Consider the following 18563-nt stretch of genomic DNA (forward strand, 5'->3'; position numbering starts at 1 on the left):
CACGTGAGCGGTCACAGTCATGTCATTACATGAGCAATTCATCAAGGGAGCCCACCATGAACCGCGATATCGCCGATGTGCGCAGAACCTATTCCGGTGATGGCCTGAGCCTTGCGAACACACCGCTGGAGCCCTTCGAGCTGTTTCAGGAGTGGTTGACCAGCGCCCTGTCCGCCGATGACAACGACGCCAATGTCATGACGCTCTCCACCGTCGACAGCCAGGGCAAGCCGCATGCGCGCATCGTGCTGCTCAAGGGCTGCGACAGTGAAGGCTTCATCTTCTATACCAACTATCAGAGCCACAAGGGCAGCGAACTGGCCAATGTGCCCTTCGCCGCGCTGACCTTCTGGTGGCCCGCGCTGGAGCGCCAGGTGCGTATCGAAGGCAGCGTCGAGAAGGTCGCGGACGCCACCTCCGATCAGTACTTCGCCTCACGCCCCAAGGAGAGCCAGCTGGGCGCTTGGGTCTCGCAGCAGAGTGTCGAGATTCCCGATCGCGAATGGCTCAGCGAGCGCCAGGGTCGCTTCGAGCAGGTCTATGCCACCACCGAGGTACCGCGTCCGGAGCATTGGGGCGGCTATCGCGTGGTGCCGGAAATGATCGAATTCTGGCAGGGGCAGCCCTCGCGCCTGCACGATCGCGTGCGCTACCAGCGCCTGGACACGGAAGACGGCGAATGGCACAAGCAACTGCTGGCGCCCTGACCCGCTAGCCAGTCTCTGCCGCTAGCCAGTCTGTGCCACAACAGGCGCTCTTCTCGAGGCTCCGCTCATGCGGGGCCTCTTGCGTTGCCGTTCGGGTTACCGTACGGGGCGCCGTCCGGGCTGCCGCTTGTGTTATCGCTTGCGCTAGCCTTGAGACCCCGCAGGTGCAGATTCGCGCGTTCAGCGGCTTGCCCTCGCCGGGCACAAGCCGGACAATGGCCGCCCTTTCGGCCTCTCGAACGCCAGTCAGCCTGCGTCCTTCACCGGCGCATCCGACATGGCCTGCGATGCCAGACACGCTCAGATTGGAGGCTTCATGGCCTGGGATGACAGCGGCACCCCCAAGGTGGCACGCCAGACACTGGTAGACCGTCTGCTGGCCGGTTATACGCCGTCCGACAGTCATGGCATCTCGCTGGTCGATCACGCCGTGGTCGGCAATGTGCTGTATACCGTGCTGGAACACCCTCACGGCCATACCTTCATTCGCCAGCACCTGATGCAGGCACCCAGGAACGGGGACCCCAGCCGCTGGGAATACCATATCCGTGACGAGGGCACGCCAGACATTCCGCTGCAATGCCCCGAGGAGCTGCTCGAACAGTCGACAGCGCCCGGTGAGATTGCCGCCCAGTGGCGCGCCGACACCCGCGCGGCGCGTGATGCTGCCGCAGCACGCAAGCGCAAGATCAAGAAGCTCAAGAAGGGTGAGCTGCTGACCGCACTGGATGGCAGCCAGGTGATCTTCGTGCGCGCCTTTACCGCCAGCCTCTTCATCGGTCGTGCGCCAGAGGATGGTGAGGACGATGAGTACGAGTATCACTGGCAGGATATCGCGCTTTAGACCATGCCAACGCTCTAGACCACGCCAGCGCTTGCGCCCACTTGCCGTTTCGCCCCGCCCCCCCTTGACGTCACTGACGAGCCTTTATGCAGCCACAAGCCGACCCGTTCATCGTTCCCGTCTGCCACGAAACCTACGCGGTTCTGTACGCCGACGATGACATCCTGCTGATCCACAAGCCCAGTGGCCTGCTCAGCCTTTCCGGCAAGCATCCGCTCAATCTGGATTCGCTGCATCATCGCCTGGTCAAGGAATATCCCAGCGCCAAGCTGCTGCATCGGCTGGATTTCGGCACCTCGGGCATCATGCTGGTCGCGCTCAACAAGCCGGCCAACGGCAACCTGACGCGCCAGTTTCAGGACCGCAACATCGGCAAGTCCTACACCGCGATCCTGCATGGCCATCTCGAGGAGGACAGCGGGCGCATCTCGCTGCCCATCGCCAAGGACGTCGACCAGTTCCCGCTGCAGAAGATCTGCCACGAGACCGGCAAGACCGCCATCAGCGATTTCCGCGTCATCGAGCGCCTGGAGAATCCGGCGCGCACGCGAGTCGAATTCACGCCGGTGTCAGGTCGCACGCATCAGTTGCGCATCCATAGCCAGCAGATCGGCCACCCGATCCTGGGCTGCGACCTCTATGCGACGGATGAGGCCTTTTTCATGGCCGAGCGCCTGATGCTGCATGCCGAGATGATCAGCTTCGATCACCCGGTGAGTGGTGAGCGCATGGAAGTGCGCAGTCCCTGTCCTTTCTGAGCCCGCCCGTTCTGATCAGGTCAGGCTGAGCCATTCCGCTCCCGCTCGCCCGGGGTGAACGACGCGTCTTTTGCAGGCACACAACGAAACGCCCCCACAGGAGACCCTGTAGGGGCGTTTCGTCATTCATGACTCAGTGAGTCACGCCAGGCATCACTCAGCCGCGGCCGGCAGCCATTCCTTGACGATATCCTGATGGCTTTCCACCCACGCCTTGGCGGTTTCGTAGGGGTCAGCGTCGTCTTCCTGGTTGTTGAGCATCACTTCGCCCATGTCAGCCGGCGTCCAGGCGAAGTTGTCGAGAATCGCGTAGACCTCCGGCATGTCTTCCTCGAGTCCCTTGCGCGCCAGGGTGTGAATCTCCTCGGCACCGCCGTAGACCCCCTTCGGGTCATCCAGGTACTTGAGGTCCCAGCGGGCGAACATCCAATGCGGCGTCCAGCCAGTGACGACGATCTCACGCTCACCCTTGATCGCATTGCTCAGCGCGGCGGTCATGGTCGCCCCGCTGCCGGTGGTCAGGTCGATGTCCTCGAGATCGTAGTCCTCAAGCACCTGCTCGGTCAGACGCGTCAGACCTGCGCCCGGCTCGATGCCGACGATGCGCTCATCGATATCCTCGGCGTGGGTCTTGATGTCGTCGATGGTCTCGAGCTTGCTGTAGGACGGCACGACCAGCCCGAGCTTGGTGCCTTCGAGGTTGACGCCCAGGTCGTCGACCTTGTCGGCGATCTTGGCCATGTAGTCTTCGTGGGTGGTGGGGAGCCACGCACCGACCATGCCATCGGCATCGCCGAAGGCGACTGCCTGGAACATCGCCGCCGCAGACAGCGCCTTGAGTTCGACGTTGTAGCCCTGTGATTCGAGCACTGCCTTGACCACATTGGTGGAGGCGACTTCAGAGGACCATTCGACGTAGGCCAGCGTCACATCGCCCTTGTCACCGGCGGCATACACGGCGCTTGCCCCGACCAGTGAGGAGGACATGACAGCGCCGAGCAGCAATGCCTTGGTGGCGGCATTCATCTTCGCGGTGACGTTCAAGGTAGTGCGGGAGGCATCTTGCTTGTTCATCATTTTCCCCTTTATTCGAATTTACTCATTGTTTGTCGAAGCACGCCTATCGAAAACGCGTGACGACGGCCAAACGTTGAGTCGGGTATGGAAAGTGCTCGAGGCGGCCTCCGCATCGCCAGGCAATACACGGAGGCCGCCGGTGAATCCCCTCATGAACGGGGCTTCTTTTCCTTGCTGAAGGTCTGGGTCAGGCGGTCGAGCAGCATGGCCAGGATGACCACCGCGATGCCCGCTTCGAAACCATCTCCCGGGCGCAGGCGCTGGATGGCTTTCCAGACCTCATTCCCCAGGCCATCGGCGCCGATCATGGCCGCGATCACCACCATCGACAGTGCCAGCATGATGGTCTGGTTGATGCCGGCCATCACGGTGGGCAGGGAAAGCGGCAGCTGCAGCTTGAAGAGCTTCTGGCTGCGGGTGGCACCGAATGCATCGGCCGCTTCGATCAGGTCATTGGGCACCTGACGAATGCCCAGCGTGGTGAAGCGAATCGCCGGCGGCATCGAGAAGATCACGGTGGCGAAGATGGCGGAGACCGAGCCGATGCCGAAGAAGGGAATCGCCGGAATCAGGTAAACGAAGGCCGGCATCGTCTGCATGAAATCCAGCACCGGCATGATGACCTTGTAGAAGCGGTCCGAGAGTGCCGCCAGTATCCCCAGCGGTACCGCGATGACCACGGCGACCAGGGTGGCGATCACCACCAGGGTCAGCGATTCGATCATCGGGTCCCACAGATCCAGGTTCCAGATCAGTCCCAGCCCCAGTACGGAGCCGATGGCCAGGCGCGTGCCGGCCAGCCGCCAGCACAGCAGCGTCACCAGGGCGATCAGCGCCCACTCGGGCAGCCACATCAGCGCATCGTTCAGGACGTCGATGCCGGTCTCGGTGAACTTGGAGATACCGCGCGTGATGCTGGAGTAGTTGGTCGTCAGGTAATCAAGCCCCGTCTCGATCCAGTCACCCAGCTCTATCTTCGGGATGGTAAAACCGGTTGCGTCGCTCATGCGTGTGCCTCCCCTGCTTCCGCCAGTTCCGCGAGTACGGACCCTTTGATCACCACGCCCAACAGGCGGGATTGCTCATCGACCACCGCCAGCGGATGGTGATGGCCGGCAAACATCGCGAACAGGTTGTGCAGCGGTTCTTCCGGCGAGACCTGACAGCAATCGGAGTGGATGATGCTCGAGAGATCGGTGAGATTCTCGCGCACGGCACGTTCGGTATCCTCGGCGGTGATGATCCCGAGTACCGTGCGATCGCGGCGCACCACGAACAGGCTGTCGAGGCCGTTGTCGCCCATCTTGCGCAGCGCCGTGCGCGGGCCATCATCATCACGTGCGGTGGCCCGCACATCGGTCATCGCCGAGCGGGCAGTGAGGATGCGCGACATGTCGACGCCTTCGACGAAGCGCGCCACATAATCATTGGCCGGGGAAGTGAGGATGCTTTCGGGGGAGCCGATCTGCACGATCTCGCCATCCTTGAGCAGGATGATGCGGTCGCCGATGGAGAGGGCTTCATCAAGATCGTGGGTGATGAAGATGGTGGTCTTCTTCATCTTGTGCTGCAGCGCCAGCAATTCCTGCTGCATGTCCTTGCGGATCAGGGGATCAAGCGCCGAGAAGGCCTCATCCATCAACAGCACCGTGGAGTCGTTGGCCAGCGCTCGTGCCAGGCCGACACGTTGTTGCATGCCGCCGGAGAGCTGGCTGGGGTAGGCATCTTCCCAACCATCAAGGCCGACCTGCTTGAGCGCATCGCGACCGCGCTGATAACAGACTTCCTTCTCCTCGCCGCGCACCTCAAGCCCGAACTCGGCATTCTGCTGCACGGTGCGGTGCGGGAAGAGCGCGAAATTCTGGAACACCATCGAGAAATGCTTGCGACGACAGCGCAGCAGCGACTTGTCATCCAGCTTGGCGACATCATCGCCATCGATGAGGATCTCGCCCTCCGTCGGCTCGATCAACCGGTTCAGGCAGCGGATCAGGGTCGATTTCCCGGAGCCGGACAGCCCCATGATGACCAGCAACTCGCCTTCCATCACATCGAAATCCACGTTGGAAAGCCCCAACGTCTGGCCAGTCTTCTCGAGAATCTCGGGGCGTTTCATGCCCTCATCACGCAATTTGAGCGCCTTGTCGGGCTGATTGCCGAACACCTTGCTCAGATTGCGCACTCGAATCTTCACGTCGCGAGTGTCAGTCATTGGCTTTCCTGTCGTCAGCGGGCAGGAAATATCCACGGATTCTGTCAATTACGCACTCAATCCGGCAGGGAGAATGGCTCGCCCTGCCGCTGACATCGCGCAATCTGGCCGCAAGCATCGCTTGCCGACCTGCTGACAGAATACTGTGTCATCCCCTGCGCCATTATCCATAAAGGATTCTTATATTTGTAATTACAATACAGTTTTATTGATAAGCGCTCAAACACGAACAGACGTTTATACGACCAAGGTGGTATGCCCTTGACGCTTCTTGCTGATACCTCCCTGAATCACGACATTGCATGTTGTTATTGGTCTATTGCTCTCCATCCCCTGACGCATTGCGTGTTGCCGAGAACCGCCTGGCAAGCCTACGCATGCGCCCATGAACAACCTCCGCACACGCCTATCAACAAGCCCAGGCACGCGTCTATCAAATAAGCCCAGGCACCAACAAGGCGCATCAGGCCTTGGCTTCCAGCCTCAGGCGCTGCCAATCACTGACTGGCTCGTTGAGACGGATGCTGGCATCGATGACCTGCTCCTCCATGTTGTAGCGGCAGGTGAAGCCGAGGTGCTTCATCAGGGCACGCATCGGGTGGTTGTCGATCATGATTTTGCCGACCATCTCCAGCGTGCCCAGCGAGCGGCAATAGCGCAGCATCTTCTCCATCAGCAGACTGCCGATTCCCTCGCCTTGCATGTCATCACGGATGATGACGGAGAATTCGGTGCGAATGTTGTCCGGGTCATTCCATACCCGCACCACCCCCAGCATCTCGCGCTGCGGCGACTCACCTGACTGGGCTTCCACTTCACGCTCGGCGATGAAGGCCATCTGGCGGTCGTAATTGATCTGAGCAAGCAACGCGAGATCTCGCTGCGTCAGCGCTGCCTTGTGATGGAAGTAGCGGAAACGAATGCTCTCCTCTGAGAGCCGGGCATGGAAGGCCGTGATCAAGGGCGCATCCTCGCCGCGTATCGGGCGCACCTCGACGTGCATGCCATTGTCCAGCGACACCCATTCACGCAGCTCCTCCGGATACGGCATGATCGCGAAACGGGCCGGTTTGCCGAGATCCAGCGCGAAGTCCACCGCCACGGCCTCCTCGCGGTTGAGCAACAACGGATTGATTTCCAACCCTCTTATGTCAGGCAAATCCGATGCCAACTGTGAGAGCTTGATCAACAGCGTGCTGACGCGCTCGAAATCGCGCTCCGGGTCCGGCGAGTGCTCGGCGATCAGGCGGGAGGCATGGCTGCGCGATATCAGCTCACGCGCCAGTGTCATGTTGAGAGGCGGCAAGGCGACCTGGCGGTCCGCCAGCACATTGACCTTGTAACCGCCGATGCCGAACACGATCACCGGGCCGAATTCGTCATCGCGCGTGATGCCTGCGCTCAACTGCAGCGAGTGTTTGCCACGCTGCATCGGCTGCAGACAGAACTCATGAATGCGTGTGCGCTCGTGGTCACTGCGGCCGCGCTCGGCATCGCCCTCCGCCACCTTCTGGGTGATGCGGCGAATCGCCAGCGCGATATCCTCCGGACCGGAAAGGTCCTGCACCACGCCGGAAGACAGCCGCTGTGGGTAGCGGCGATAACGAAACGGCTGGCTGTTGTGTTCATGCACCACGCGCAGCGCGTAGGGCCCCTGTCGAGAAGGCTTGTCGTCATCCGTGGCAGAACGCTGCAACTCGACGATGGCGCGCGCGCCTTCGGCAGCGTCGAGCACATAGCGACTCGGTGCGGTGGCGATGCCGTAGGTATCGAGCACCTGCGCTGCCTCCGAGTGGGTCAACCATTCCCGGCCCGCACGCCGCGCGCTGTGCACCAGGTCATGGGCGCGGGCGCGGATCTCGGCACTGGTCGAGAAGGCCAGACTCGGCGGCGTCTGCTGCAACAGTGTCTGCACACGGTGGTAATCGACCATCTGCAGGAAGGCCTTGACGCCCTTCTCTGGTGACAGATAGGTCGGGATGCCGGCCAGATGGCATTCATGGCGGGCCGAAAGTGCCTGTTCGAGCCCCATCCAGCTGGTCAGCAGGTTGCGTCGGAATTGCTTGCGATGCGCCACCAGCGCCTCGGCCGTCGCCCGTGAGGGAGCAAGGCGTGTCGGCGCATGCACGACCAGCACGGCGTCCACGCCACGGTCATTGGCCACGATGTTGACCGCGGCCAGGAAATCTTCCGGCGTGGCATTGCCGCCCAGATCCACCGGATTGCGCCCCGGCAGGCTGACATCCAGCTCGGCCTTGAGCAGCGCCTGGCGGCTCTCCTCGCTCAGCTCGGCCAGCTTGCCGCCGCCCGCCATCAGCTTGTCGATGGCCAGCAAGGCCGGGCCCAACCCATTGGAGACGATCGCCAGTCGATCACCGCGCAACGGCTTCATGCGATTCAGCGTCTCCAGCGCATCGAACATGTCTTCGCTATCATTGACGCGCACCACCCCGGCACGCGCGAGGGCAACATCGACGATCCGGTCGCGGTTGGGCACACCACGTGTGACATGTGTGCCGAACAGGTCGGCTTCTGGGGTACGGCCACTCTTGATCGCCAGCACCAGCCGATTGCGGGACGCCTCGCGCAGCGCGGTCATGAAGTGCATCGGGTCGTGAATGCGCTCCAGGTGCAACAACAAGGCCTGCGACGGCCCGTACTGGTTCAGGTAGTCGATCAGATCGGGCAGCATCACATCGACGCTGTCGCCCAGGGTCACCAGATGCGAGAAGCCGATGCCGCGCCCCGCCGCCCAGTCGATCATCGCATTGCCCAGCATCCCCGACTGGCCGAGATAGGCGACCTTGCCCTTGGCGACAGGCTGCCCGCTGAAGGAGGCATTCAGGTGCCGATTTGGCACGCAGATGCCCATGCATTCCGGCCCGAGCAGGCGAATCCCACTGCCACGGGCGGCCTTGAGCAACCGACTGTTGAGGCTTTCCTGATCACGGTGGATACGCGGAACTTCGACCCCCGGCTCACGGGCCTGCGAGGCATCCAGCACGTCGTTCGTGCTGTCGGCGATCCGCGGGTAGCGCTCGGCGCTCGACGCGGCAGGCTCGCCGGCCTCATCCAAAGACGTCGACTCGGTGGCGGAGGGTTCGGGGCCTGGCTTGCCAGTAGTGGACCTGTGAATACCGGGCAGACGCGGGGCAGAGAAGTTCAGCCCGTCGCGGCGTGACAGCATCTCAAGCCCCTTGCCGGTGACGCGGGCCAGCGAGCTGACCGGCGTCGGCGCGACACCTCCCGAAATCAGCAGCGCCGCCTTGACGCCGCGCCGACCCAGCTTCTCGACCACCCGCGGCAAGGTATCCGGCGGTGAGCACAGAATGGCCAGGTCCGGCACCTGCTCCAGCTCACTGACCCGCTTGACGCACGCCACGCCATGCACCGTCTCATATCCCTTGGGGTTGACCACCGTCAGGGCGCCCTTGAAGCCCCCTTCAAGCAGATTGCGCAGTACCTGCCCGCCCAGTGAATGCGGCTTTTCCGAGGCGCCGATCACCACGATACTGGCGGGCTCGAAGAAATTGCGCAGAAATCGCGTTCCCATAGGTTTGTCCTGTCAGCGGTTGCGCCTCGTCAGCGCGATATGAGCAGCATGCCGCGAAAGCGCAGGTCTGAACAGCCATCCTCGCGCCCTTCATGCGTGAAACAAGGTAGACCATCGGCGACTGGCTCATGCCATTGACGACTCTTACTGTTACGTCATGGTGCAGACCATTATGACCCGCACACTCACGCAGGCATGCCGATGATCACCTCCTACATATCCCATCGCGACTGCGGTCAGCATTTCATGGGCCCCACCCATCCCGAAAGCCCACTGCGTCTGCAGGCCATCGAGCGTCAGCTGGCGCTGAGCGGCGTGATTCAGCATGTCCAGCAATACAGTGCGCGAGCGGCAACGCTTGAGCAGCTGGCGCGCGTGCACCCCATGCGCCACCTGCAGGCGCTGGAGAAATGTCCGCCTCAGGCCGGGCAGCTGCTGACCATCAACGAAGACACCGTGATGTGTGCCGATAGCCTGGTCGCGGCGCGACTGGCCGCCGGCGCGGTAGTACGCGGGGTCGACCAGGTGATGCGCGATCAGGCCGACAACGTCTTCTGCGCCGTGCGCCCACCGGGCCACCATGCCGAACGCGCCGATGCGATGGGGTTCTGCTTCTACAACAACGTGGCGGTGGGTGCCCTGCACGCCCGCCAGCATTACGGCGTGAAGCGGATCGCAATCCTCGATTTCGATGTGCACCAGGGCAATGGCACCGTCGATATCTTCAAACATGATCCCGATACGCTGGTGTGCTCCTCGTTCCAAGACGCCATGTACCCGTGGCGCTACCTGGAGAGCCGCTGGGAGCACATCCACAACACGCCTCTGAGCGAAGGCAGCGGCTCGCTGGCCTTCCGGCGCGCCATTGAAGCCCAGTGGCTGAAGAAGCTCGATGACTTCAAGCCGGAGTTGATCCTGATCTCGGCCGGCTTTGATGCACACCGCGAAGACCCGATGGCGGAACTGTGCCTGGAAGATGACGACTATTACTGGGTCACCCTGCTGGCAATGGATGTCGCGCGGCGTCACTGCCACGGGCGTATCGTCTCCGTGCTGGAGGGCGGGTATTGCCTGGAGGCGCTGGGGCGCAGCACCGAGGCGCATCTCAAGGCGCTGGCGGGCTTGCCGATGCAGGATGGCCTCGATGCACGTGCCGGCAGCCATCGCCCTTCTGAGCAACCCATGTCAGAGCAACCCAACTCAAACAAACCCGAGCCAGACCAGCTCGATCTCGCGCCTCCCCCCGTGGATGCCCTCTCACCTCGCTCCGCCTCTGGCAAGCCAGACGGCGTCCAGCCGCCGCTTGCCAAGCCCGCCGAGGATGAGCGTGACCACCCGCTGTTCTAGCGTCTGGCTGCTCTAGTGCCCGGCTGTTCTAGCGCTGGGCATCCCCCGCACCGGTAACTTTTCCCCTGGCGCACTCCACACCTCGCGCCAGGTTTCCCGCAGCCAGGAAACCTGTCGCTGCATCACGGGAGTACCAGCGAGCCTTCGGTGTCGCGGACAGCCATGTTGGCTACGTGTCGGGATGATGCGCGCTTGCCATGCTGTGATAAGCTGGCGATAAAGTTTCCGATAGTAAACTTTATCGCCAGCTGACAGCGCTGCGACACCCGAAGTCGTACGCCGCCAATATCACGCCCATAGCGAAGCCACTCTCATGAGCACACCGACAGACAAGGACGCCGCCGTCCGGATCGCCTCCGGTCGCAAACCCTTCGTTGAGCCCCTGAAGCTTGGCGAACGCGTGAAGCAGATCCGCCTCTCCCATCATTGGACGCTGGAAGATGTCAGCCAGCGCACGGGGCTGGCACGCTCGACATTGTCCAAGATCGAGAACGAGCAGATCTCGCCGACCTTCACGGCGGTCCAGAAGCTGATTCATGGTCTCAACATCGACCTGCCGCAGCTGCTGAGCCCGCCCAAGCGCCAGAGTGGCACTCTCGGGCGTCGCGACCTGACGCGCGTCGGTGATGGCAAGTCCCACCCGACACCGACCTATGAGCACGAGCTGCTGTCTTGGCAGCTGGCGCAGAAACGCATGATTCCTTTCAAGACTCGCGTGCGTGCGCGCAGCTTCGATGACTTCCCCGATTGGGTGCGTCACGACGGCGAGGAGTTCCTGATGGTCTTGGCGGGCAGCATTCTGCTCTATTCGGAATTCTATGAACCCTTGCCGCTGGGTGAGGGTGACAGCATCTATTTCGACTCCGACATGGGTCACGCTCTGGTTTCTACCAGCGAAGAAGATGCCATCGTGCTGTCGGTGTGCACTCGCAATGATTCGGATCCGAGCTGATCTGATTTGAAGTGCGCTGGGCTGTGTTGAAGTGAGCTGAGCTGTGTTGAAGTGAGACAAGCCACGTAACGCACTGGCAGGAAGCTAAACCGTAAAGATAGCCTTCACGCGAGCGTCACCTGGCCGGTCCATTCAAAACAATGACTTGCTTGACCATGCTCGCCGTCAGTCCAAAATAAAAAAATCGCCCACTAGCCATGCGCTAATGGGCGATTTTTTTGGATGTCGCAAAGACGCTCATGGCTTGCGCCGAGTCCTGACCGCCAGCATCCGCTAGGCGGTCAGTTTATCGAGCGTCTCATTACAAAGCGTCTCAATCGTGCTGTGCGGCATCGCCGCGCCAGATCAACTGACCGCATTCGCGCAGATCATAGCCGCCGAGGGATTGCGCCAACTGGATGCCATTCGGCGTGGCCAGATAGTCCAGCAATCCCTGGAAGAGATCGCGGAAGTAGACATTGCGCGGCACCACCAGATCGAAGGCCTCTTCACAGACCGGCACGAAGCCGAGGCCGAACTCATTGGCGGCCGACAGCGTGCCGGGGCCGACATCCACCTCGCCCCGCGCCACCATCGACGCCACTTCACGCTCGGAATAGGCGATCGCCAGGGTGTTGAGCTGCTCGGCACGCATCTGATGGCCGGACAGCCACTCCTGCAGGAAGCGCTGCGAACCTGCCCCCTCCTGTCGCACCGCCCAACGCCGCTGCGAACCGAACAGGCCGCTGGGGTCGATGGACAGATGACGATCATCATTGCGGATGATCAGCCCCTGGGTACGACGCGCAAGCCGCACCATCACCCACTGACGATAGCCATCATGGCCGCGAATCAGCGCCGGATGACGCAGCGCCGCCTCTTCAGCGCGCCCCCAGTGAATGGCGCAGACGTCAGCACGCCCCTGGCTGAGCAGATCAAGCCCCAGACGCGTGCCGGTGACGCTCATGCCATAGAAGGCGCTACCAGCATGCTGCTGATTGAGGCGCATGGAGAGCGCCGCCAGCAGCGGGTCATCACTGCCGGTGATCATCAGGCGATCCGCCAGTACACCATGATGGCTGGACTCGAGAATCCATTGCTCCACCAGGCGCCTCGGAAACAACCACTTGCCGGTCACCTTGGTCGCCGGCATGGTGCCGTCACTGGCCAGCTGATAGATCTTCTTCTCATTGAGATGCAGCAGACGCGCGACTTCCTGCACCGTCAAGAAGGGGTTGTCGTGGGGGACCGGAGCCTGCCGGCCGGTGGCCGCATTCAGGGGCTCGCCTGAAGACTCAGCGACAGAGCCACCTGAAGGCGCGCCGAGTTCAGAGGAAAAGCTCTGTGAGGGTATGACGCCCAGCGGCGAAGAAAGACGACTCATCACTGCGCCCCCTTGTCATGTCCGGCTGCGCCGTCTGCTGAAGATGGCTTGCCTGACGCGTCATGGCGCGATGACTTGAGAGCGTCACCCGCACGCAGCGGCGGAATGGCGTCCAGCACCAGCCGCCCGGCAGGGTCCACCGCCTGGAAGTGGCGCCCCTTGGCGCGCGCGATCAACAACACACCAAAGCGCTCCGCCAGCTCCACTCCCTTCTGCGTGACACCGGAGCGTGAGACCAGCACCGAGATCCCCGCCTGAGCCACCTTCAGTACCATCTCGGAGGTCAGGCGGCCGGTGGTGTAGAAGACGTTGGCTCCCTGGTAATCACTGTCATCATCACTCAGGGGCGCCAACCAGCTCAGCCCCGCCAGCGTATCGACGGCGTTGTGGCGGCCGACATCCTCGATGAACGCCAATACCTCATCATCCCGACACAGGGCGCAGCCGTGAACCGCACCGGCCTTGCGATAGGTCGCGTTGTGCGCCGCCAGCGCCTCCAACAGGCGATACAACAAGGCCTGGCTAAAGGGGCCTGCATCCAGCGCGGCCAGCGATTGGCGCTCCAGCAGATTGCCGAATACCGTGCCCTGCCCACAGCCGGTGGTCACGGTGCGCTTGCCAAGGCGCTGCTCGATATCCTCGGGCAGATGACGCGTCACCACCGAGGCGCTCTCGACTTCCCAGTCCACCTGCAGCGCCTCGAGGTCCTCAAGCTCACCCAGCAGTCCCTGATTGCGCAGATAACCGGCCACCAACGCCTCAGGTTCGGCACCCAGGGTCATCAAGGTGACGATCTCGCGCCGATTGAGATAGATGGTCAGCGAGCGCTCGGCGGCAATGGACTGCCGATGGCGCTCGCCGCGCTCATCCATGACTTCGATGTCCAGCGTGGTGGGTAGCGTGGCGCGACTGATCGCTGGCCGTGCAGAGGGCATCATGAACTCGGGTCTCCCTGATCGAGCCGGTTGGAATGGCAATTCTTGCGCTGAATCGCCGTAGAGTACCAGTCCGATGGCAGAGCTGTCCCCGCACTGACTGACGGTGACCCTGATATCGCATGCGCCGGCATGTATCTTGCACACTAGCACCATCGCAGCATTCTTTTCAGACCCGCTTGCGGGTACAGCAGTGAACAAGGAAGCCATGTCTGAGTCCATCCCTCCCCGTAGTGACGATACCCGCTGGTTGAGCGTCACCCTGGCACCCACCACGCAGAAGCTGGGGCGTTTCAGCATCGACACCTGGCGGATTGCCGACCTCTCGCCCTCTGCAACGCCAGAGATGGAATCGCACGTAGCAGAGCCTGCCGCCGCTGATGAAGTAGCGCATCGCCGCATCCTGCCGCTGCAGCTTCACCTGACTGAGCGCACCGATTACCGCTACAACCTGCGCTGCGAGCAGCCGCGTCTGTTCGTCCAATGCGATGAGCGCGAAGCCGACGGCATGCAGCCCCGCGTGGTGACGGCCTGTCAGGAAGTGGCATCGCATTGGATGGATGGCGACCAGCTGGTGCTGGACGTGCCGATGCCCCCGGCCTTGATGGTGTGGCTGGAAGCCTACCTCGCGCGTCACGGCGAACGACTCGACGAAGGCAAGAAGAAGAAACGCAAGGGCGCCGGGCGCGCCAGTCAGGCAGAGCAGCACGCCGCGACGCCCGACAAGACGCATCAGCCCGGTGATGGTACGGAAAGCACGTCATGAGCCAGCACGACGACAACGCAAGCCGGGCCAATGAAGGCCTGTTCTCGCGCTGGTCACGCCGCAAGCAAGGCGACAGCCGACGTGAAGACCAACTGGCACAGATGGACAGCGCCGAGGGAACCAAAGGCGACAGCCTCCCGCCGCCACAGGCGGGAGTCGCCTCTGACAATAGCGCTGCCCCCCCTGCAACGCGCGGCTCGCAGCACGAAGCCCTGGGCGGCGATAGCCCCTCCTCGGCAGCCGAACAGGCAGCCGAACAACCAGCAGAGCAGGCATCAACCGAGAGCGATCAGCAGGCACCGGGCGCTGACAACGCTGAAGCGCCAGTCATCGAGCTGCCAGACCCCGACACCCTGACACCAGACGCCGACATCAGCGCCTTCATGCAGAGCGGCGTGGACCCGGCGCTACGCCAGCGTGCGCTGCGGCGCATCTTCATGGGGGGCGAGCACTCGGTGCGCGATGGGCTGGATGACTACGACCAGGACTTCTCCCAGATGCGCCCACTCGCCGAAGGTGTCGCCGACACTTTGCGCAGCTGGACCCGCAAGGTCGAAGAAGGCCTGGAAAAGCTCGATGAGGCAAGCGAGACACCCGCGGTGGATACGACCCTGGAGACAGACGACAAGATCGCTGAGCAGGCGCCTGACGGTGAGACGCCAGTGGGCGAGTCACACGCGACGCCCAGCGACGAGATACTCGAGTCGCCTGCCCCGCAAGCGATACCTGCGGAAAACTCGCGTGAGCCTGCTCCCGCGTCAGATGATGACAGCGGCGTCCGCCACAAGCCGTGACCCGGGGCTGGCCCCATAAGCGCCTCCAGCGCCAGGGCTGAGCGCGTCAGGGCTCAGGATGCCAGGGCGTCAGGATGACGCGCCGCACAACCAGCATGAGTCATTATGACCCACGAGTAAGCCGGACACGCCTGACCGAGGTCATCCTGATGCCTCATGGGTCACCCTGACGCGCCTCATCAAGGCGCACTGACTGCAACGCACATGCAAGATTCAGCATGACATGCCAACCCTTGAAGATGATGACTGGCGTCAACCGCCTGCGATGATGAGTGCCTGCGCGACCTGACCGCGCCTCTCTTCTCGCCGGGCGTGAAAACGTCAATGTCATCAACAGCATGCAAAGATGGTTGGCCTGTCATGAATCCCCCACTGAACGACTGTCGATCGCCGACCCGGCTCTGACCGCGAAAGACCGCGAGAGACCGCGAGAATCAGCGACGACCGGGACCTGCATCATCCGCCTGCCACCTGACGGCAGCTTGCATGCCAGGTCCGCCACGACCGAATAAGGATGAGGATGCTCAGCTCAAGCCTCGAGAGCGCTCAGCGCGCCCTCAATCAACAAGCACGCCAACGCGCCCTGTCATCCGCCATGGGTGGCTCGCCTGCCTCAAGTCTGCCGCTGTTGGCGACGGATGCCGGTAGCGCCCCCATCCGCTATCACAGTCAGGGACGCACCGTGATCATCGGCAGCGAAGCGCGAGTGCGAGCACTGGCGAGTCTGCTGACCCGCCTGCCGGCCACCGCTCAGCTGCCGGTGGCACTCTTGATCAGTGAGCAGGACAACAGTGCGCTGGTGACGATGGATGAACAGCATCTCGCCGCCAGTGAGTCGCTGCCTGCGCACAGTGCTCCGCGTGACATGCTCGCGCTGAGCGGTCACCTCGGCCAGTTCAGCCTTGCCAGTGATGGCGTCAATCTGGCCGCCGCACTGGTGCCGCAAGGTGCCGGCAGCGCGACCCATTTCGATCTGATCGCCGACCTGTCCAGCCAGCCGCTCAACCAGGCGGAACTGCCACCGCCCGGCTATCTGCAAGCCGGCGCGGACATCATCGCCGAGCTGGATCAGCTGGTCGCCGATGCTGAGGCCTCTCAGGAACCACTGTCACAGCTGACCGCTTGGGCGATGCAGTTCGCGGGCCTGATCGGCAATTTCGACAAACCGAATTACGTGACCGTCAATCTCGATACCTGCGCGCATTCCAGTGCCGGCAATATCGGCTGCACGCGTTGCCTGTCATCGTGCAGCGCCGATGCCATCTTCTCGGTGGCCGGTCGTCGCAATGCGCATATCGAGATTGACCCTTACCTGTGCCACGGCGCGGCCAGCTGCGTCAGCGCCTGCCCGACCGGCGCGCTGAGTTTCACCCAGCCCCCGGCCGAGCAGCGCATGGAGCAGATCCAGCGCCTGCTGGAGCGCTATCAGGATGGCGGCGGCCTCTACCCGCTGCTGCGCTATCGCCTGGAGAAATCCCCTGCCTCGCAGACTGCCCTGGCGAGTGTCGACCAGGAGCGCTGCCTCGATATCACCCTCGAGGAAATCTCCGCCACCGGGCACGACGAGTGGCTGGCCGCTCTCGCACTCGGCGCGACGCAGGTCATCGTCGAACTGCCCCACGACCTGCCCGCAGGCCAGCACCAGCAACTCGATAGCGAACGGCGTCTGGCGCTGACCCTGCTCGACAGCATGGGGCTTGCCAATGCGGACAGTGGCGAGCCGCGCATTCGCTTCGTCTCTTTGCCATCCCCCCTGCCACAAATGGATAGCAACGAAGCTGACCCCCTGCCCCTGATCACGCCGCTGTGTGTCGCTCTGGCACCGGGCGCTGACAGTGAAGAAGAGCAGCAGCCCAGCCAGCCGATCGCCCGTGACTGGCTGCTGGGTCAGCCGCAGGCACGCCCCGGCAAGCGCGAACGCCTCAATCGGGTGCTCGATCACCTGGCGACCCTGTCGGTCGCGGACCTGGCGCAGGACAGCGTCGCCGTGCCGACAGGCGCGCCCTTCGGCGTGGTGAACGTCGACAGCGACAACTGCACGCTGTGCCAGGGCTGCGTCGCCGTCTGCCCGACCAGCGCCCTCTCGGCCAATCGCACGTCGCCTGCACTATCCTTCACTCAAGGTGACTGCGTGCAGTGTGGCCTGTGCGAGCAGGCATGCCCGGAGCAGGTCATCACCCTGACGCCTGGCTTTGCTCCGCAGCCCGACGTGCGCCGCGAACCGCAGCTGATCAAGCAGGATGTGCCCTTCCCCTGTATCAGCTGTGGCACGCCGTTCGGCTCCACCGCCACCATCACGGCGATGCAGACCAAACTGGCCTCGCATGCCTACTTCCAGGGCGATGGCGCACTGCGCCTGAAGATGTGCAGCGACTGCCGCGTCAAGGACATCTGGCACGAAATGGCACGTAATCCCGATGCCCAACTCAAGGTTTGAGCCAATGACATCACCCACGTCGACTCCCGACGACTTTGCAGCAGGTGGGACTGACGATCGTGCACCTGACACCACTGCGGCCGACTCTCTGATAAGCCATAGTGAAGAACAGCAGGCATTGCGCGCCGACCTCTACCGGCTGCTGGCGCGGCTGTTGCGCGCGGCACCGGATGCGGAGCTGATCGACTTTCTGGCCGAACTCGACCATGACGCCATCAGCCTGCCCGGGACCGCCGAGCAGCAACTGCCGCGCGCGCTGGCGTCGCTGTCATTGGCCTCCCGCGTCAGCGACTCGCGCCGGCTGGAAGACGACTTCTTCCAGAGCCTGGTAGGCGTGGTGCAGGGCGAGGTAGTGCCCTACGCCAGCTGGTACCTCACCGGCTCGCTGATGGAAATGCCGCTGGTCGCCCTGCGCCAGGACCTGAAACGCCTCGGCTTCGAACGCCAGAGCGACGTGCATGAGCCCGAGGATCATCTCGGCGCACTGTGCGAAGTGATGGCCATGCTGATCGATGAGGTGCCCGGCGAGCAGGTCAATTTCTTCCGCCGCCATATGGCCAGCTGGGGCGAGCGCTGCTGCGCCGACCTCGCGGGACGCGAGAGCCCCTTCTATGCCGCCGTCGGCTACCTGGGGCAGGCCTTCCTGCGGGCAGAGCGCCTGAACCTCGGCGACTCGATCCCGCTGCATGCGGCTACCGAAAACAACTCTGGCGAGCAGGTGACGGCCGAGGCCGTCCAGCTCGTCACGCCAGCCAGTGTGGCGCCCGGCGCAAGACACTGATGTCACGCATGACGTGAAGCAACATTCGAGACTGCAA

14 protein-coding genes and 1 pseudogene are annotated in these 18563 nt (G+C 62.8%); 9 read left to right on the top strand and 6 right to left on the bottom strand.

Annotation, left to right across the window (positions count from 1 at the left end; translation table 11 throughout):
* Nucleotides 1-56: 56 nt before the first annotated feature.
* From pdxH to ACJJV2_RS08600, 3 genes are all read left to right on the top strand, one after another.
* Nucleotides 57-707: a pyridoxamine 5'-phosphate oxidase gene (pdxH, locus tag ACJJV2_RS08590; RefSeq protein WP_043333565.1), complete on the top strand. Its 651-nt coding sequence runs from the start codon at nt 57-59 to the stop codon at nt 705-707.
* Nucleotides 708-1023: 316 nt separating this feature from the next.
* The gene (locus ACJJV2_RS08595; RefSeq protein WP_405279988.1) at nt 1024-1551 is read left to right on the top strand and encodes a hypothetical protein; all 528 of its coding nucleotides are present in this window, start codon (nt 1024-1026) and stop codon (nt 1549-1551) included.
* Between the two features lie 86 nt (nt 1552-1637).
* The gene (locus ACJJV2_RS08600; protein ID WP_054556709.1) at nt 1638-2309 is read left to right on the top strand and encodes an RluA family pseudouridine synthase; all 672 of its coding nucleotides are present in this window, start codon (nt 1638-1640) and stop codon (nt 2307-2309) included.
* A gap of 153 nt (nt 2310-2462) precedes the next feature.
* Here ACJJV2_RS08600 and ACJJV2_RS08605 read toward each other — a convergent pair whose 3' ends face one another.
* From ACJJV2_RS08605 to ACJJV2_RS08620, 4 genes are all read right to left on the bottom strand, one after another.
* Nucleotides 2463-3383 carry a glycine betaine ABC transporter substrate-binding protein gene (locus ACJJV2_RS08605; RefSeq protein WP_405279991.1) on the bottom strand — a complete coding sequence of 307 codons (921 nt, stop codon included), beginning with the start codon at nt 3381-3383 and terminating at the stop codon, nt 2463-2465.
* A gap of 152 nt (nt 3384-3535) precedes the next feature.
* On the bottom strand, nt 3536-4393 hold the full coding sequence (locus ACJJV2_RS08610) for a proline/glycine betaine ABC transporter permease (RefSeq protein ID WP_043333557.1): 858 nt from the start codon (nt 4391-4393) through the stop codon (nt 3536-3538).
* Entirely contained in the window at nt 4390-5598 is a 1209-nt protein-coding gene (locus ACJJV2_RS08615; protein ID WP_043333554.1) for a glycine betaine/L-proline ABC transporter ATP-binding protein, read from the bottom strand. The genes ACJJV2_RS08610 and ACJJV2_RS08615 overlap by 4 nt, the downstream gene beginning before the upstream one ends.
* 463 nt (nt 5599-6061) lie before the next feature.
* On the bottom strand, nt 6062-9151 hold the full coding sequence (locus ACJJV2_RS08620) for a GNAT family N-acetyltransferase (RefSeq protein ID WP_405279995.1): 3090 nt from the start codon (nt 9149-9151) through the stop codon (nt 6062-6064).
* Between the two features lie 201 nt (nt 9152-9352).
* Between ACJJV2_RS08620 and ACJJV2_RS08625 the strand changes: the two are divergent.
* Both ACJJV2_RS08625 and ACJJV2_RS08630 read left to right on the top strand, forming a co-directional pair.
* Nucleotides 9353-10285 (top strand): annotated as a pseudogene (locus tag ACJJV2_RS08625) (histone deacetylase family protein); the annotation flags it as partial.
* A 526-nt stretch (nt 10286-10811) separates the two neighbouring features.
* Nucleotides 10812-11450, top strand: coding sequence for a helix-turn-helix domain-containing protein (locus ACJJV2_RS08630; RefSeq protein WP_054556712.1), 639 nt, complete (start codon nt 10812-10814; stop codon nt 11448-11450).
* A gap of 313 nt (nt 11451-11763) precedes the next feature.
* Here ACJJV2_RS08630 and ACJJV2_RS08635 read toward each other — a convergent pair whose 3' ends face one another.
* Together ACJJV2_RS08635 and ACJJV2_RS08640 are read right to left on the bottom strand one after the other, a co-directional pair.
* Nucleotides 11764-12813, bottom strand: coding sequence for a substrate-binding domain-containing protein (locus tag ACJJV2_RS08635; protein WP_405279999.1), 1050 nt, complete (start codon nt 12811-12813; stop codon nt 11764-11766).
* Nucleotides 12813-13748, bottom strand: coding sequence for a formate dehydrogenase accessory sulfurtransferase FdhD (locus tag ACJJV2_RS08640; RefSeq protein WP_405280739.1), 936 nt, complete (start codon nt 13746-13748; stop codon nt 12813-12815). The genes ACJJV2_RS08635 and ACJJV2_RS08640 overlap by 1 nt, the downstream gene beginning before the upstream one ends.
* Before the next feature lie 208 nt (nt 13749-13956).
* Here ACJJV2_RS08640 and ACJJV2_RS08645 point away from each other — a divergent pair, with 208 nt between their 5' ends.
* The 4 genes from ACJJV2_RS08645 (at nt 13957) to ACJJV2_RS08660 (ending at nt 18526) form a co-directional block, all read left to right on the top strand.
* Nucleotides 13957-14514, top strand: coding sequence for a DUF3305 domain-containing protein (locus tag ACJJV2_RS08645; protein WP_405280002.1), 558 nt, complete (start codon nt 13957-13959; stop codon nt 14512-14514).
* On the top strand, nt 14511-15308 hold the full coding sequence (locus ACJJV2_RS08650; protein WP_405280005.1) for a DUF3306 domain-containing protein: 798 nt from the start codon (nt 14511-14513) through the stop codon (nt 15306-15308). The genes ACJJV2_RS08645 and ACJJV2_RS08650 overlap by 4 nt, the downstream gene beginning before the upstream one ends.
* 520 nt (nt 15309-15828) lie before the next feature.
* Complete coding sequence (locus ACJJV2_RS08655; RefSeq protein ID WP_405280008.1) at nt 15829-17745, top strand: 4Fe-4S dicluster domain-containing protein; 1917 nt, start codon at nt 15829-15831, stop codon at nt 17743-17745.
* A 4-nt stretch (nt 17746-17749) separates the two neighbouring features.
* Nucleotides 17750-18526, top strand: coding sequence for a molecular chaperone (locus ACJJV2_RS08660; RefSeq protein WP_405280010.1), 777 nt, complete (start codon nt 17750-17752; stop codon nt 18524-18526).
* The last annotated feature ends 37 nt before the right edge of the window (nt 18527-18563 follow it).

The organism is Cobetia sp. Ld8, assembly GCF_045066615.1.
Lineage (GTDB): Bacteria > Pseudomonadota > Gammaproteobacteria > Pseudomonadales > Halomonadaceae > Cobetia > Cobetia amphilecti.